Annotated in this window: 16 protein-coding genes; 10 read left to right on the forward strand and 6 right to left on the reverse strand. The window is 55.7% G+C overall.

The window, feature by feature from the left end:
- Window positions 1-43 precede the first annotated feature (43 nt).
- From AC3WS9_RS06890 to yfcG, 3 genes are all read right to left on the reverse strand, one after another.
- The gene (locus AC3WS9_RS06890; RefSeq protein ID WP_492487466.1) at window positions 44-937 is read right to left on the reverse strand and encodes a TIGR01777 family oxidoreductase; all 894 of its coding nucleotides are present in this window, start codon (window positions 935-937) and stop codon (window positions 44-46) included.
- 19 nt (window positions 938-956) lie between these two features.
- A complete protein-coding gene (folX, locus tag AC3WS9_RS06895; RefSeq protein ID WP_282493663.1) occupies window positions 957-1,319 on the reverse strand; it encodes a dihydroneopterin triphosphate 2'-epimerase in 363 nt (120 codons plus the stop codon).
- 72 nt (window positions 1,320-1,391) lie between these two features.
- On the reverse strand, window positions 1,392-2,021 hold the full coding sequence (gene yfcG / locus AC3WS9_RS06900; protein WP_285146789.1) for a GSH-dependent disulfide bond oxidoreductase: 630 nt from the start codon (window positions 2,019-2,021) through the stop codon (window positions 1,392-1,394).
- A gap of 138 nt (window positions 2,022-2,159) precedes the next feature.
- Here yfcG and yfcF point away from each other — a divergent pair, with 138 nt between their 5' ends.
- From yfcF to yfcD, 3 genes are read left to right on the forward strand one after another with little or no spacing between them, the layout of a single operon-like run.
- Window positions 2,160-2,804: a glutathione transferase gene (yfcF, locus tag AC3WS9_RS06905; RefSeq protein ID WP_492487469.1), complete on the forward strand. Its 645-nt coding sequence runs from the start codon at window positions 2,160-2,162 to the stop codon at window positions 2,802-2,804.
- A gap of 55 nt (window positions 2,805-2,859) precedes the next feature.
- A complete protein-coding gene (gene yfcE, locus AC3WS9_RS06910; protein ID WP_492487471.1) occupies window positions 2,860-3,411 on the forward strand; it encodes a phosphodiesterase in 552 nt (183 codons plus the stop codon).
- Window positions 3,412-3,466: 55 nt separating this feature from the next.
- On the forward strand, window positions 3,467-4,021 hold the full coding sequence (yfcD, locus tag AC3WS9_RS06915) for an NUDIX hydrolase YfcD (RefSeq protein ID WP_282493656.1): 555 nt from the start codon (window positions 3,467-3,469) through the stop codon (window positions 4,019-4,021).
- A gap of 3 nt (window positions 4,022-4,024) precedes the next feature.
- On the opposite strand, the gene AC3WS9_RS06920 is transcribed toward yfcD, so the two are convergent.
- Window positions 4,025-5,044, reverse strand: coding sequence for a LacI family DNA-binding transcriptional regulator (locus AC3WS9_RS06920; RefSeq protein WP_282493655.1), 1,020 nt, complete (start codon window positions 5,042-5,044; stop codon window positions 4,025-4,027).
- Window positions 5,045-5,281: 237 nt separating this feature from the next.
- Between AC3WS9_RS06920 and AC3WS9_RS06925 the strand changes: the two genes are divergently transcribed.
- The 5 genes from AC3WS9_RS06925 (at window position 5,282) to AC3WS9_RS06945 (ending at window position 9,263) form a co-directional block, all read left to right on the forward strand.
- On the forward strand, window positions 5,282-5,725 hold the full coding sequence (locus AC3WS9_RS06925; protein ID WP_492487474.1) for a PTS sugar transporter subunit IIA: 444 nt from the start codon (window positions 5,282-5,284) through the stop codon (window positions 5,723-5,725).
- Window positions 5,726-5,804: 79 nt separating this feature from the next.
- Window positions 5,805-6,077: a PTS sugar transporter subunit IIB gene (locus AC3WS9_RS06930; RefSeq protein ID WP_095282763.1), complete on the forward strand. Its 273-nt coding sequence runs from the start codon at window positions 5,805-5,807 to the stop codon at window positions 6,075-6,077.
- Between the two features lie 21 nt (window positions 6,078-6,098).
- Window positions 6,099-7,490: a PTS ascorbate transporter subunit IIC gene (locus AC3WS9_RS06935; RefSeq protein WP_282493650.1), complete on the forward strand. Its 1,392-nt coding sequence runs from the start codon at window positions 6,099-6,101 to the stop codon at window positions 7,488-7,490.
- Complete coding sequence (locus tag AC3WS9_RS06940; protein ID WP_492487476.1) at window positions 7,487-8,317, forward strand: transketolase; 831 nt, start codon at window positions 7,487-7,489, stop codon at window positions 8,315-8,317. Before AC3WS9_RS06935 ends, AC3WS9_RS06940 begins: the two co-directional genes overlap by 4 nt.
- On the forward strand, window positions 8,310-9,263 hold the full coding sequence (locus AC3WS9_RS06945; protein ID WP_492487478.1) for a transketolase family protein: 954 nt from the start codon (window positions 8,310-8,312) through the stop codon (window positions 9,261-9,263). The genes AC3WS9_RS06940 and AC3WS9_RS06945 overlap by 8 nt, the downstream gene beginning before the upstream one ends.
- 111 nt (window positions 9,264-9,374) lie before the next feature.
- Here AC3WS9_RS06945 and pta read toward each other — a convergent pair whose 3' ends face one another.
- On the reverse strand, window positions 9,375-11,519 hold the full coding sequence (gene pta / locus AC3WS9_RS06950) for a phosphate acetyltransferase (protein ID WP_492487480.1): 2,145 nt from the start codon (window positions 11,517-11,519) through the stop codon (window positions 9,375-9,377).
- 76 nt (window positions 11,520-11,595) lie between these two features.
- Window positions 11,596-12,798, reverse strand: coding sequence for an acetate kinase (gene ackA, locus AC3WS9_RS06955; RefSeq protein WP_282493647.1), 1,203 nt, complete (start codon window positions 12,796-12,798; stop codon window positions 11,596-11,598).
- Window positions 12,799-13,135: 337 nt separating this feature from the next.
- Between ackA and yfbV the strand changes: the two genes are divergently transcribed.
- Together yfbV and AC3WS9_RS06965 are read left to right on the forward strand one after the other, a co-directional pair.
- Window positions 13,136-13,591: a terminus macrodomain insulation protein YfbV gene (gene yfbV, locus AC3WS9_RS06960; RefSeq protein WP_282493646.1), complete on the forward strand. Its 456-nt coding sequence runs from the start codon at window positions 13,136-13,138 to the stop codon at window positions 13,589-13,591.
- A 93-nt stretch (window positions 13,592-13,684) separates the two neighbouring features.
- Window positions 13,685-14,179: a YfbU family protein gene (locus AC3WS9_RS06965; protein ID WP_095282756.1), complete on the forward strand. Its 495-nt coding sequence runs from the start codon at window positions 13,685-13,687 to the stop codon at window positions 14,177-14,179.
- Window positions 14,180-14,182: the final 3 nt, after the last annotated feature.

Below are 14,182 nucleotides of genomic sequence, written 5' to 3' on the forward strand. Positions count from 1 at the left end.
GGGGAGTCTGACGTACGACTCTACCATAGGCGACACGGCAGATTTAACCCACCACATCTCCCAGGGCTTCTTCTAAGTCATACCAGCGGAAGGCAAATCCTGACGCTTCCAGCCGTTTTGGCAGGGCGCGCTGCCCGCCCAACACCAGCACTGACGATTCGCCCATCATCAGGCGAATGGCGGTGGCAGGGGCGCGCAGAACCGCCGGGCGTTTCAGGGCGTGGCCCAGCGCATGGGCGAACTGTTCGTTACGCACCGGATAGGGCGAAACCATATTGAACGGGCCGCGCAGATCGTTATCCAGCAGCCACAGAATGCCGTTGACCATATCGTCGATGTGGATCCACGCCAGATACTGACGACCGCTGCCCATCGGGCCGCCGAGACCGAGTTTAAACACCGGCAACATCTTCGCCAGAATCCCGCCTTTAGGCGCCAGCACCACGCCGGTTCGCAGCAGGCAGACGCGGGTCGTGTCGCTTTGTGCGCCGCAGGCGATTTGCTCCCAGCGCGCGCAGAGTTTGTGGGTGAATTCGTTGTGCGGCGGTTCTTCTTCGGTGACGACCACTTCCCCGAGATCGCCGTAATACCCGGCCGCCGAGCCGGAAATCAGTACCGACGGCGGGGTAGTGCTAGCGTGGAACAGATCGACCAGCTTTTGCGTGATGTTCCAGCGGCTCTCGCACAGCCGCTGTTTCTGCTCTTCGGTCCAGCGTTTGTCGGCGATAGGCTCGCCTGCGAGGTTGATGACGGCATCGAAGCCGTCCAGATTCTGATGCTCAGCGAGACCCTTCCAGATGCCAACGTCTTTTCCCAGCACCTGACGGGCTTTCTCTGCATTGCGCGTCACCACGGTAATCTCGTGATGCAGCACCTGCAGACGCGAAATGAGATGACGACCAATCAGGCCTGTACCGCCAGTCACCAGAATCTTCATACTACCTCCAGGATGGCGCTTAGCGTTGCCAGCTCAGGGTCATGGAGACCGAGTCGGCGTAACGCAGCGCGTGAAGTTTATCGATTTCCACTTCAGCATAAGTGACCCAGTGATGTTCGCGTGCGATGTCGAGCACATCCTGAGTTAATTTTTCCAGCAATGAGAAGCGGTTATTCTCCACGTACTTAATGATGCTCTTGGTGATGGTGCGATAGTTCAGGGCATCGTTGATGTCTTCGCTGGCGCGCGCTTTCTCCGCCGGGTAGTGGATCACCACGTTAATCACGATGTCCTGACGATTTTCGATCTCTTCAGGTTTAATGCCGATAAAAGTGCGTAAGCGTAAGTTTTTTATACGAATAATAGCGTCATGCTGTGACATTGCAGGCTTCCTCTGTTTGTTATTCAGATCATAATACATGAGGATTTTCTGCGCGCCCAACGGGGCGGGCGCTTAAATTTGTTGCGCCTTCTGCATCGCGCGTTCTGTCGCCGGGCGATTGCGAATTCGCTCGAACCAGTTGTTCACGGCCGGGTAAGTCGCAAGGTCGATTCGCTGGCGCACGTGGGCGTTGATCCACGGCCAGCAGGCAATATCGGCGATGCTGTAATGGTCCCCGCCCAGCCACGGGGATTTTTCCAGCCGCTTGTTCATCACGCCGTAAAGCCGCTGTGTCTCCACCTGATAGCGTTCGATAGCATAAGGTATTGGCTGCGGGGCGAAGTGGTTGAAGTGGTGGTTCTGCCCGAGGCTCGGGCCGAGCCCGCTCGACTGCCAGAACAGCCACTGTAGCGTGTGGTGGCGCTCACGCAGTTCGCCGCTCAGCAGTTTGCCGGTTTTCTCCGCCAGATAAAGCAGGATCTCGCCGGATTCAAACAGACTCAGCGGTCTGCCGCCGTCCGCCGGAGCGTGATCGACAATAGCGGGAATTTTATTGTTGGGCGAGATGGCGAGAAAATCAGGCCGGAACTGATCGCCCTTGCTGATATCCACTTTGATAATGCGATAATCCAGCTGCGTCTCTTCCAGAAATAACGTGATCTTGTGTCCGTTGGGGGTCGGGGCAAAATAGAGGTCTATCATCTCAACTCCTGTCCTTACATTATTTCATGCCATAAAAACGAGTATAGGCGCTGCGCATAAATCGTGAGTTTTCATCAAGTGACAGGAACGCAAAGAGATTATATGTTGGATGAAAACCGATCAGCCGATGAGGATGTTATGAGCCAACCTGCGATTACCCTGTGGTCCGATGCCAACTTTTTCTCGCCTTATGTGATGAGTGTATATGTCGCGCTGGCGGAGAAGGGGCTGACGTTTAACCTCAAAACCGTTGACCTGGATCGCGGCGATCACCTCAAACCGCAGTGGCAGGGTTATGCGCTGACGCGCCGCGTGCCGGTGCTGGAAATTGACGGGTTTGAGCTCAGCGAATCCTCGGCGATCGATGAATACCTGGAAGATCGCTTTGCGCCGCCGGAATGGGAGCGCATCTATCCTCACGATCTGCAAAAGCGCGCGCGGGCACGGCAGATCCAGGCGTGGCTCAGGAGCGATCTGGGGCCGATTCGCGAACAGCGGTCGACGGATGTGATTTTCGGCGGGGCGAAAAAGCCTGCGCTCAACGACGCGGGCGCGGCGAGCGCCAGCAAACTCTTCGAAACGGCGGCGAAACTGCTGGAACACGGCAACCCGAATCTGTTTGGGGAATGGTGCATCGCCGATGCCGATCTGGCGTTAATGCTCAACCGCCTGGTGCTGAATGGCGACGAGGTGCCGCAGACCCTGGCGGACTATGCCTCCTTCCAGTGGCAGCGGGCCTCCGTGCAGCGTTTTGTGGCGCTCTCCGCAAAGCGTGCAGGCTGATAAACCCCGTGGGTTCAGGTATCATAGGGCAGTGATCATTTGAAAGGAGTCCCTGATGAAACTCATGTTTGCATCGGATATTCACGGGTCGCTGCCCGCGACGGAACGCGTGCTGTCACGCTTTGTGGAAAGCGGTGCGCAGTGGCTGATAATTCTTGGTGATGTGCTCAACCACGGGCCGCGCAATGCGGTCCCGGAAGGCTACGCTCCGGCACAGGTGGCGGAAAAACTGAATCAGTACGCGGATAAAATTATTGCGGTGCGCGGCAACTGCGACAGCGAAGTCGATCAGATGCTGCTTCACTTCCCGATAACGGCCCCCTGGCAGCAGGTGTTGCTGGAAAATACCCGTCTGTTTTTAACCCACGGACATCTTTTTGGACCGGAGAATCTGCCGCCGCTCGCTACTGGCGATGTGCTGGTTTACGGTCATACTCATATTCCGGTGGCGGCATTACACGGGGATATCGTGCATTTCAATCCAGGGTCCGTCAGCATTCCGAAAGGGGGACATGCTCCCAGCTATGGCCTGCTGGATGAGAATCTCTTGAGCGTTATCGCACTTAATGATCAGCAAGTTATTGCGCAGGTCAGCATTAATCCGTAAGTTACACCTCAAAAGTCAAACGCGCCAAAAGAGCGCTTAACGAGAAGGGTTCCCGATGGTGGAGCAGAGTCATTTGGCAAGTACAGAGTGGGTAGACATTGTCAGCGAAGACAATGAAGTGATTGCACAGGCCAGCCGCGAGCAAATGCGGGCTGAACGTCTGCGCCATCGCGCCACCTACATCGTTGTTCACGACGGTATGGGCAAGATCCTGGTACAGCGACGTACTGAAACGAAAGACTTTATGCCAGGCATGCTGGACGCCACGGCGGGCGGCGTCGTTCAGGCCGATGAGATCCTGCTGGATTCCGCGCGTCGTGAAGCCGAAGAAGAGTTAGGCATCGCCGGTGTCCCTTTTGCCGAGCACGGTCTGTTCTACTTTGAGGACAAACATTGTCGCGTCTGGGGCGGGTTATTTAGCTGCGTTTCCCACGGGCCATTCGCGCTTCAGGAAGAAGAGGTGAGCGAAGTGAGCTGGATGACGCCAGAAGAGATCACCGCCCGTTGCGATGAATTCACGCCGGACTCACTGAAAGCCCTGGCGCTGTGGATGAGCCGCAACGCCAAAAATGAATCCGCAAAACCTGAGAAGCAGGAGCAGGCTGAGTAAATCTCAGCAGCTTTCCCGCAAGCACAGACTGGAGGCGATCGGTTTCTGATCGCGCCAGTCGTCGCCATTTAAGCGCTCCAGCAGCGCACGTCCCGCTTCAACACCAATCTTCCGATGTGGCACCGCCATGGTCGTCAGCGGCGGCTGACAGACGCGGCTCACGTCGCTATCGCCAAAACCCACCACTGCCAGATCGTCCGGCACTTTGATGCGTCTGCGCTGACATTCATACAGCACGCCGCACGCCAGTTCGTCAGAGACGCAGACCAGCGCATCCAGCTCAGGCCAGGCGAGTAAAAACTCCGGCAGCTGCGACGCCCCCGTCGAAAAGTTCGGCGGCAGCGCGGCGTTAATCACCCGATTGGGGGACATATGGTGGCGCAACATCGCTTTGTACCAGCCCTGCAGGTGCTGCTGGAAAATCCACTGCTCCTGATTGGCGCACAACAGCCCGATATTCTGGTAGCCGCGCTGAATCACCAGTTCGGTGAGTTCGTACATCGCCGCGACGTTGTCGATTCCGATATTCATATCCAGCGGGTCGGCACGCATCGCGCCCATCTCCATCACTGGGATCGAGGCGTTTTTCAGCCAGTGGCGAACGGTATCCGTGTGTTCCGCGCTGAGTAAAATCGCCGCCGCAATGTTCGAGGCGAGCAGCGTTTCCAGCAATTTCTCTTCCTGCTCAGGCCGGTGCTGCGATTCTGCCAGCATAATCTGGTATCCGGCGGGCTGCAGGACCTGCTGCAATCCGGCAAACATATCGGAACAACCATCCTCTGCCAGATTGGGCACGACCATCGCAATGGTCCTGGACGATGCTGACGCCAGCGCGCTGGCCGCAAGATTGGGCATATAACCCAGCTCCTGCACCGCCGCTTCAATTTTTTCTCGTAGCTTATCGGAAACCTGCTCAGGCGTGCGCAATGCGCGGGACACCGTCATAGTACCCACTCCGGCAAGCTGCGCGACATCCGAGATAGTCACTTTGCCGGTACTACGTCGTTTTCGGGTTAGAGACATACAAATTCCTGGTGACCAGACGCGTTTTTCTTATCATCCTTCGCTTCACATGAATTTGAGTATACGCCTTAAATCCCTTTTTTTACTGTGATTTCCCATGCGGATTCCAATTTGATAGCGCTATCACAATTCTGAATGTTCGAAATTGGTAGCGCTATCTTTGTGATCCGGATCGCAGCTATCCGCAGTGGGCTTGCATAAAGTTTGTTCATCATTGACCTCAGGCGGGAGAAGAAAGTGCTCAAAAGCTGGATACATGATGCAACCATCACGCTGGAAGAGAGCGTTGAGGACTGGCCGCAGGCGCTGGAGCTGTGCGCCAGACCGCTGCTGGAGATGAACGTCATCTCCCCGGAGTATGTGACGGCGATTGTCGAACAGCATCACAAGTTAGGACCCTATTACGTGCTGGCACCAGGGCTGGCAATGCCGCATGCGCGGCCAGAAGAAGGGGCGAAAGGGCTTGGCCTCTCATTATTAAAACTGAAACAGGGAGTCGCATTTGGTGCCGGAGAGTTCGATCCGGTAGATATTATTATTATGCTGGCTGCACCCGATAAACACAGCCATATCGAAATGATCTCCGCGCTGGCCGAGTTATTTTCCAGTGATGAGGATTTGGCCGAGCTGCATGATGTTAATACGCGGGAGGAAATAAAAGCCATTATCGAACGCTTCTGACGTTATTACCCATTCCGATTAATTGACTCATTACGCCGATGCGTGATGCGGACGTACTCTACTCAAAAAAGGCATAACAATGAAAATTATGGCGATTTGCGGCTCCGGCCTGGGCAGCAGTTTTATGGTCGAAATGAATATCAAAAAAGTCCTCAAGAAACTAAATATTGAAGCTGAGGTGGAGCACTCCGATCTCTCCTCGGCCACACCGGGAGCCGCTGACCTGTTCGTGATGGCAAAAGACATCGCCGCCAGCGCAAGCGTGCCGGAAAGCCAGCTGGTGGTGATCACCAACATTATCGATATCAATGAACTCGAAGCGCAGCTCAGCGCCTGGTTCGCGAAACAATAACCCTGTTGAGGCGAGGTGGATATGTTTATCCTTGAAACGCTGAATTTCGTTGTTGATATTTTAAAAGTCCCCTCAGTGCTGGTGGGATTAATTGCTTTAATTGGCCTGGTGGCGCAGAAAAAGCCGTTTTCTGATGTGGTAAAAGGTACCATTAAAACCATTCTCGGTTTTATTGTGCTGGGCGGTGGCGCCACGGTGCTGGTGGGCTCGTTAAATCCATTAGGCGGGATGTTTGAACACGCCTTTAGTATTCAGGGCATTATTCCGAATAACGAAGCGATTGTTTCGATTGCGCTGGAAAAATATGGCGCATCCACGGCGCTGATTATGGCCTTCGGGATGGTGGCGAATATTATTGTCGCCCGCTTTACGCGTCTGAAATACATCTTCCTCACCGGGCATCACACCTTTTATATGGCCTGTATGATCGGCGTGATCCTGACGGTTGCGGGTTTCGAAGGCATTGGCCTGGTCTTTACCGGCTCGCTGATCCTGGGCTTAATCATGGCGTTCTTCCCGGCGCTGGCGCAACGCTATATGAAGCGCATCACCGGCAATGACGATATCGCCTTTGGTCACTTCGGCACCCTGGGCTACGTGCTCTCCGGCTGGATCGGCAGCAAGTGCGGGAAAGGCTCGCGTTCTACCGAAGAGATGAACCTGCCGAAGAACTTAAGCTTCCTGCGCGACAGCTCAATTTCTATCTCCCTGACCATGATGATTATCTACCTGATCATGGCTGTCAGCGCCGGGCGCGAGTACGTAGAAGCCACCTTCAGCGGCGGCCAAAACTATCTGGTTTACGCCATCATCATGGCGATCACCTTCGCGGCAGGTGTGTTCATCATCCTGCAGGGTGTGCGCCTGATTCTGGCGGAGATCGTCCCGGCCTTCACCGGATTCTCCGAAAAACTGGTGCCGAATGCGCGTCCAGCCCTCGACTGCCCGGTGGTCTATCCCTATGCGCCTAACGCCGTGCTGATTGGCTTCCTGTTCAGCTTCCTCGGCGGGATCGTCGGGCTGTTCCTGTGCGGACAGTTTAGCTGGGTGCTAATCCTGCCGGGCGTGGTTCCGCACTTCTTCACCGGGGCAACCGCTGGCGTGTTCGGTAACGCAACGGGTGGGCGTCGCGGGGCGATGATCGGTGCCTTTGCCAACGGCCTGCTGATTACCTTCCTGCCGGTGATGCTGCTGCCGGTGCTGGGGGCGATTGGATTTGCTAACACCACCTTCTCAGACGCCGACTTTGGCGCGGTGGGCATCGTGCTGGGCAACCTGGCGCGCTACCTGTCACCGTTCGCCATCACCGGCCTCGTCGTCGCGTTGTTCGCCGTGCTGGTGGCCTACAACCTGTTCGCTAAAAACAAAACTGCGGGCGGTAACGCGCAGGAAAACACCGGAGCCAAATCATGAATGTGAAAGAAGTGACCCGACTGGCGCGCGAGATCCGCGTGGAAACGCTCAAATCCTTAACGCAGCTGGGGTTCGGACATTACGGCGGCAGTATGTCGGTAGTGGAAACCCTGGCGGTGCTCTACGGTGCGGTGATGAAAATCGACCCGGCCGATCCCGACTGGCTGGAACGCGACTACTTCGTGCTCTCCAAGGGCCATGCGGGCCCGGCACTCTACAGTACGCTGGCGATTAAAGGCTATTTCCCGGTGGAAGAGCTCAGCACCCTGAACCAGAACGGAACGCGTCTCCCAAGCCACCCGGACCGCCTTAAAACGCGCGGCGTGGATGCGACGACCGGCTCGCTCGGGCAGGGGATTTCGATTGCGGGCGGCATGGCGCTGTCACACAAGCTGGCGGGGCGTCCAAACCGGGTATTCTGCATCGTCGGTGACGGCGAGCTGAACGAGGGCCAGTGCTGGGAAGCCTTCCAGTTTATTGCCCATCACCGGCTTAACAATCTGACCATTTTTGTCGACTGGAACAAGCAGCAGCTCGACGGTGAGCTGGACGAGATCATCTGCGCGTTCGACCTCGAAGGGAAATTCCGCGCCTTTGGCTTCGATGTGGTGACGGTCAAAGGGGATGACGTGCCCGGGCTGCTGGAGGCCGTTTCGCAGCCGCCTGCCGCCGAGGCCCGCCCACGGGTGGTGATCCTCGATAGCATCAAAGGGCAGGGCGTGCCGTATCTGGAACAGTTAAGCAACTCCCACCACCTGCGACTGACGGATGACGTCAAAGCCGCGCTGAATGAGACGATTCGCCAACTGGAGGCCGCAAATGATTAAGGTTGCACCCGCAGGACAAAAAGACGCTATCGAGATGCGCAAAGTGTACGCCGGTTTCGTGGCCAGCCAGATTGAAGCCGGAAGCGAGATCATCGCCCTCGAAGCCGATCTGATGAGCTCAATGGCGATGGACGGTGTGGCGCGTGATTACCCGCAGCACGTCATTAACTGCGGCATTATGGAGGCCAACGTTATTGGCACGGCGGCGGGTTTATCGCTGACCGGGCGCAAACCTTTTGTGCATACCTTTACGGCATTCGCCAGCCGTCGCTGTTTTGACCAGCTGTTTATGTCGCTCGATTATCAGCGCAATAACGTCAAAGTGATCGCCTCGGACGCGGGCGTCACTGCCTGTCACAACGGCGGCACCCATATGTCGTTTGAGGATATGGGGATCGTGCGTGGCCTGGCGCATTCGGTGGTGCTGGAAGTGACCGATGCCGTGATGTTCGAGGACGTGCTGCGCCAGCTTATCGATCTCGACGGGTTCTACTGGGTGCGCACCATTCGCAAGCAGGCCCCGAGCGTCTATGCGCCAGGCACCACGTTCACCATTGGCAAAGGCAACGTGCTGCGCGAGGGTAGCGATATTACTCTGATTGCCAACGGCATTATGGTGGCTGAAGCGCTGGAAGCGGCGCGCCAACTCGAGCAGGAGGGAGTCAGCGCGGCGGTGATCGACATGTTTACCCTGAAACCTATCGACCGGATGCTGGTGAAAAACTACGCCGAGAAAACCGGGCGGATTGTCACCTGTGAGAATCACAGCATTCACAACGGATTAGGGTCTGCGGTGGCGGAAGTGCTGGTCGAAACGTGCCCGGTGCCGATGCGTCGCGTGGGGGTGAAGGAGCGCTACGGTCAGGTCGGGACGCAGGATTTCCTGCAAAAAGAGTATGGCCTGACGGCACACGATATTGTCTCGGCGTCGCGAGAGCTGCTGTAAATAAAAAAGGCGACCATTTTATTGGTCGCCTTTTTGTTGCCCGGTGGCGCTAACGCTTACCGGGCCTACGGTTTTGTAGGCCGGATAAGCGAAGCGCCATCCGGCAAAACCTTACTGCTGTTGCTGTGAAGACTGAATCGCGGTCAGAGCGATGGTGTAGACGATATCGTCAACCAGCGCGCCACGGGACAGGTCGTTCACCGGCTTGCGCATACCCTGCAGCATCGGCCCGATGGAGATCAGATCGGCAGAACGCTGTACCGCTTTGTAGGTGGTGTTACCGGTGTTCAGATCCGGGAAGATGAACACGGTAGCGCGACCTGCAACCGGAGAGTTCGGCGCTTTGGATTTCGCAACGTCAGCCATCACTGCGGCGTCGTACTGCAGCGGGCCATCAATCATCAGGTCAGGACGTTTTTCCTGTGCCAGACGGGTCGCTTCACGCACTTTCTCAACGTCGCTACCCTGACCGGAGGTACCGGTAGAGTAAGAGAGCATTGCCACGCGCGGTTCGATACCGAAGGCAATCGCGGAGTCCGCAGACTGAATTGCGATCTCAGCCAGCTGCTCAGCAGTTGGGTCTGGGTTAATCGCACAGTCGCCGTAAACGTAAACCTGTTCAGGCAGCAGCATGAAGAACACAGAAGAGACCAGAGAGCTGCCTGGTGCAGTTTTGATCAGCTGCAGCGGCGGACGGATGGTGTTCGCGGTGGTGTGAACAGCACCAGAAACCAGACCGTCAACTTCGTCCTGCTCCAGCATCAGGGTACCCAGCACCACATTGTCTTCCAGCTGTTCGCGGGCAACGGCTTCGGTCATGCCTTTGCTCTTACGCAGCTCAACCAGACGGGCAACATAGCTCTCGCGGACCACGTCTGGATCGACGATTTCGATACCAGAACCCAGTTCCACGCCCTGAGACGCGGCAACGCGGGTGATTTCATCCGGGTTACCCAGCAGCACGCAGGTCGCGATTCCGCGCTCTGCACAGATAGCGGCCGCTTTCACGGTACGTGGTTCGTCGCCTTCTGGCAGAACAACACGTTTACCGGCTTTACGCGCCAGCTCGGTCAGCTGGTAGCGGAAGGCTGGTGGAGACAGACGACGGCTACGCTCGGAGGTCGCGGTCAGAGACTCAATCCAGTCAGCGTTGATGTAGCTTGCGACGTATTCCTGAACTTTCTCGATACGCTCATGGTCATCAACCGGCACTTCCAGGTTGAAGCTCTGCAGGCTCAGGGAGGTCTGCCAGGTGTTGGTGTTCACCATGAAGACTGGCAGGCCGGTGGCGAACGCACGTTCGCACAGCTTGCCCACGCGTGGGTCCATTTCATAAGCGCCGGTCAGCAGGATTGCACCGATCTCAACGCCGTTCATCGCGGCCAGACAGGCTGCAACCAGCACATCAGGACGGTCAGCGGAAGTTACCAGCAGGGAACCTGCGCGGAAATGTTCCAGCATGTGCGGAATGCTGCGCGCACAGAAGGTTACAGATTTCACGCGACGGGTGTTGATGTCGCCTTCGTTAACCACGGTCGCATTCAGGTGACGCGCCATGTCGATCGCACGGGTGGCGATCAGGTCGAAGCTCCATGGCACCGCGCCCAGAACTGGCAGCGGGCTGCTTGCGCTCAGCTGAGCCGGGTCCACTTTCACGACTTTCGCTTTGGAAGAGTCGTCGAAAATTTCAGACAGGTCAGGGCGGGTACGGCCTTGTTCATCAACCGGTGCGTTCAGTTTGTTAACGATAACGCCGGTGATGTTGGTGTTTTTCGCGCCGCCGAAGCTGCTGCGAGTCAGCTCAATACGCTCGTTCAGCTGTTCCGGGGTATCGGTACCCTGGGACATCACGAACACGATTTCAGCGTTCAGGGTTTTGGCGATTTCAAAGTTCAGAGACTGAGCAAACTGGTGTTTGCGCGTCGGAACCAGGCCTTCAACCAGCACCACTTCTGCGTCTTGCGCATTCGCGTGGAAATTGGCGATGATCTCTTCCATCAGCACATCGGACTGATTGCTGGAGAGCAGAGACTCAACGTGGCTCATTTTCAGCGGTTCAGCCGCTGGCAGACCGGAATTCGCACGCACGATGGCGGTGGTCTGGTCTGGCGCATCGCCACCGGCACGAGGCTGGGCGATAGGCTTAAAGACGCTCAGGCGAACGCCTTTGCGTTCCATAGCACGGATAACGCCAAGGCTGACGCTGGTCAGGCCGACGCTGGTTCCGGTAGGGATCAGCATAATAGTACGGGACACGGTTTATCCTCTTTTGGTTACCGCCGCATCGGGCGGGGTACAAAACAGCACCGCCAGCTAGGCTGGCGGTGTGGAATCAGGCAGTCAGACGGTTCGCGTCTTGCGCGATGACCAGCTCTTCGTTGGTTGGGATAACCAGAGCCGGGCGGGTGCCTTCTTTGTTGATGAAGCCAGACTTGCCGAAACGGGCAGCCAGGTTACGCTCGTGATCAACTTCAAAGCCCAGAACGCCCAGTTTGCCCAGGGACAGTTCACGGACCATTGCCGCGTTCTCACCGATACCGCCGGTGAAGATAACCGCATCCAGACGACCATCCATCAGCGCGGTGTAAGAACCGATGTATTTCGCCAGACGGTGGCAGTAAACGTCCATTGCACGTTTAGCGTCAGCTTTGGTGGTGTAGTTGTCTTCAACGTAACGGCAGTCGCTGGTGACTTCGGTCAGACCCAGCAGGCCAGACTCTTTGGTCAGCATTTTGTTGATCGCATCAACGCTCATGCCCAGGGTGTCGTGCAGGTGGAAGATAATCGCCGGGTCGATGTCACCGGAACGGGTACCCATCACCAGACCTTCCAGCGGGGTCAGACCCATAGAAGTATCAACACACTCGCCGTTGCGGATAGCAGAAACAGAACCACCGTTGCCCAGATGGCAAGTGATGATGTTCAGCTCTTCAACAGGTTTGTTCAGAACCTTGGCCGCTTCCTGAGTGACGTAGAAGTGGCTGGTGCCGTGTGCGCCGTAGCGACGTACGCCGTGCTCTTTGTACAGGCTGTACGGCAGGGCATAGAGGTAAGACTCTTCCGGCATGGTCTGATGGAACGCGGTGTCGAAGACAGCGACGTTTTTGTCTTTCAGATTCGGGAAGGATTTCAGCGCTTCCGCGATGCCGATCAGGTGCGCAGGGTTGTGCAGCGGTGCAAAAGAGGCTGCATCTTTGATACCCTGAATCACGGATTCGTCGATCACTACAGAGCCGGTGTACTTCTCGCCGCCGTGAACAACACGGTGACCGATTGCAGTCAGCTGAGCAGACAGTTCTGGTTTTTGTGCCAGAATAGTGTTAACGATAAAGTTCAGCGCTTCACTGTGAGCGGCGCCTGCACCTAAAGCCGCTTCTTGTTTGCTGCCGTCCATTTTCCACTTAAGACGTGCTTCAGGAAGATGGAAACATTCGGCCAAACCAGAGAGGTACTCTTCACCGTTGAGCGCATCGATGATGGCGAATTTCAGTGAGGAGCTACCGCAGTTCAGAACCAGTACTAACTTACTCGACATGGAAGTACCTATTATTGATACGTGGCTAAAAAAACGTCAGTGAGTCTCGTAGCGTAGCGCAAGATGACCCAGACATTTATGATTAACATCATGCCAAACGAACATTCTGGCAGGATGAAAGAAATCCATATGATTTTATGCCATTTTGAACGATTTTCAGACAATGGCATAATATGCGATAATTTGACGAGTTAACGATTCTCGTCTAAGGCCCAATCAGGCTGGCACAGAATACCCGATACTGGGTAGCGATGACAAAATATTTTGAACGTTGTCATGGCTTGTTGTGGATTTGCACGAAAATTTTAATTTTTATATGTGAAGTTGAGGTACAGCCATGTCGACACCAGAGAACCCCTCCGTGAGCTTCTTTAGCCTGTTTCGTCGGGGCCAGCATTACGCAAAGACGTGGCCCCTGGAAAAGCGCCTTGCCCCGGTGTTTATCGATAACCGCGTCATCCGCATCACCCGCTATGCGATCCGCTTTATGCCGCCTATCGCCGTCTTTACCCTGTGCTGGCAAATTGCGCTGGGTGGCCAACTGGGTCCGGCCGTCGCGACGGCGCTGTTTGCGCTAACACTTCCGATGCAAGGACTGTGGTGGCTGGGCAAACGTTCTGTCACACCGCTGCCACCTACTATTTTACACTGGTTTTATGAAGTGCGCGGGAAACTTCAGGAAGCCGGTCAGGCGCTGGCCCCGGTGGAAGGTAAGCCGGATTACCAGGCGCTGGCCGACACGCTCAAGCGCGCTTTTAAGCAACTTGATAAAACATTCCTTGATGACTTGTGATTGATCATCGAAACGGTCACGAAAAGAAGGCACAGTAACAATCAGTTACCGTGTCTTTTTTTTTTGAGTGCAACGCGCAACAGGAGTCGAAAGATGGAAATGACCAACGCTCAACGTCTGATTTTGTCCAATCAGTACAAGATGATGACTATGCTTGATCCCGACAACGCTGAGCGCTATCGCCGCTTGCAGACTATCGTCGAACGTGGCTTTGGCTTGCAGATGCGCGAGCTGGATCGTGAATTTGGTGAACTGAAAGAAGAGACGTGCCGCACCGTCATCGACATCATGGAGATGTACCATGCGCTGCATGTTTCCTGGACCAATCTGAAAGATGCTCAAACCATCGATGAGCGTCGCGTAACCTTCCTTGGTTTTGACGTGGCGACCGAATCCCGCTACCTGAGCTATGTTCGCTTTATGGTGAACACCGAAGGGCGCTATACCCATTTTGATGCCGGTACTCATGGCTTCAACTCCCAGACGCCGATGTGGGAAAAATATCAGCGTATGTTAAGCGCGTGGCACGCCTGCCCGCGTCAGTACCATTTAAGCAGTAACGAGATTCAGCAAATTATTAACGCCTGAGGG

This window comes from Lelliottia sp. EB106-05-01-XG201, assembly GCF_058791735.1.

Coding starts and splice junctions, on each gene's coding strand:
- AC3WS9_RS06890 (WP_492487466.1), bottom strand. CDS start 937: ATGAAGATTCTGGTGACTGGCGGTACAGGCCTGATTGGTCGTCATCTC.
- folX (WP_282493663.1), bottom strand. CDS start 1,319: ATGTCACAGCATGACGCTATTATTCGTATAAAAAACTTACGCTTACGC.
- yfcG (WP_285146789.1), bottom strand. CDS start 2,021: ATGATAGACCTCTATTTTGCCCCGACCCCCAACGGACACAAGATCACG.
- yfcF (WP_492487469.1), top strand. CDS start 2,160: ATGAGCCAACCTGCGATTACCCTGTGGTCCGATGCCAACTTTTTCTCG.
- yfcE (WP_492487471.1), top strand. CDS start 2,860: ATGAAACTCATGTTTGCATCGGATATTCACGGGTCGCTGCCCGCGACG.
- yfcD (WP_282493656.1), top strand. CDS start 3,467: ATGGTGGAGCAGAGTCATTTGGCAAGTACAGAGTGGGTAGACATTGTC.
- AC3WS9_RS06920 (WP_282493655.1), bottom strand. CDS start 5,044: ATGTCTCTAACCCGAAAACGACGTAGTACCGGCAAAGTGACTATCTCG.
- AC3WS9_RS06930 (WP_095282763.1), top strand. CDS start 5,805: ATGAAAATTATGGCGATTTGCGGCTCCGGCCTGGGCAGCAGTTTTATG.
- AC3WS9_RS06935 (WP_282493650.1), top strand. CDS start 6,099: ATGTTTATCCTTGAAACGCTGAATTTCGTTGTTGATATTTTAAAAGTC.
- AC3WS9_RS06940 (WP_492487476.1), top strand. CDS start 7,487: ATGAATGTGAAAGAAGTGACCCGACTGGCGCGCGAGATCCGCGTGGAA.
- AC3WS9_RS06945 (WP_492487478.1), top strand. CDS start 8,310: ATGATTAAGGTTGCACCCGCAGGACAAAAAGACGCTATCGAGATGCGC.
- ackA (WP_282493647.1), bottom strand. CDS start 12,798: ATGTCGAGTAAGTTAGTACTGGTTCTGAACTGCGGTAGCTCCTCACTG.
- yfbV (WP_282493646.1), top strand. CDS start 13,136: ATGTCGACACCAGAGAACCCCTCCGTGAGCTTCTTTAGCCTGTTTCGT.
- AC3WS9_RS06965 (WP_095282756.1), top strand. CDS start 13,685: ATGGAAATGACCAACGCTCAACGTCTGATTTTGTCCAATCAGTACAAG.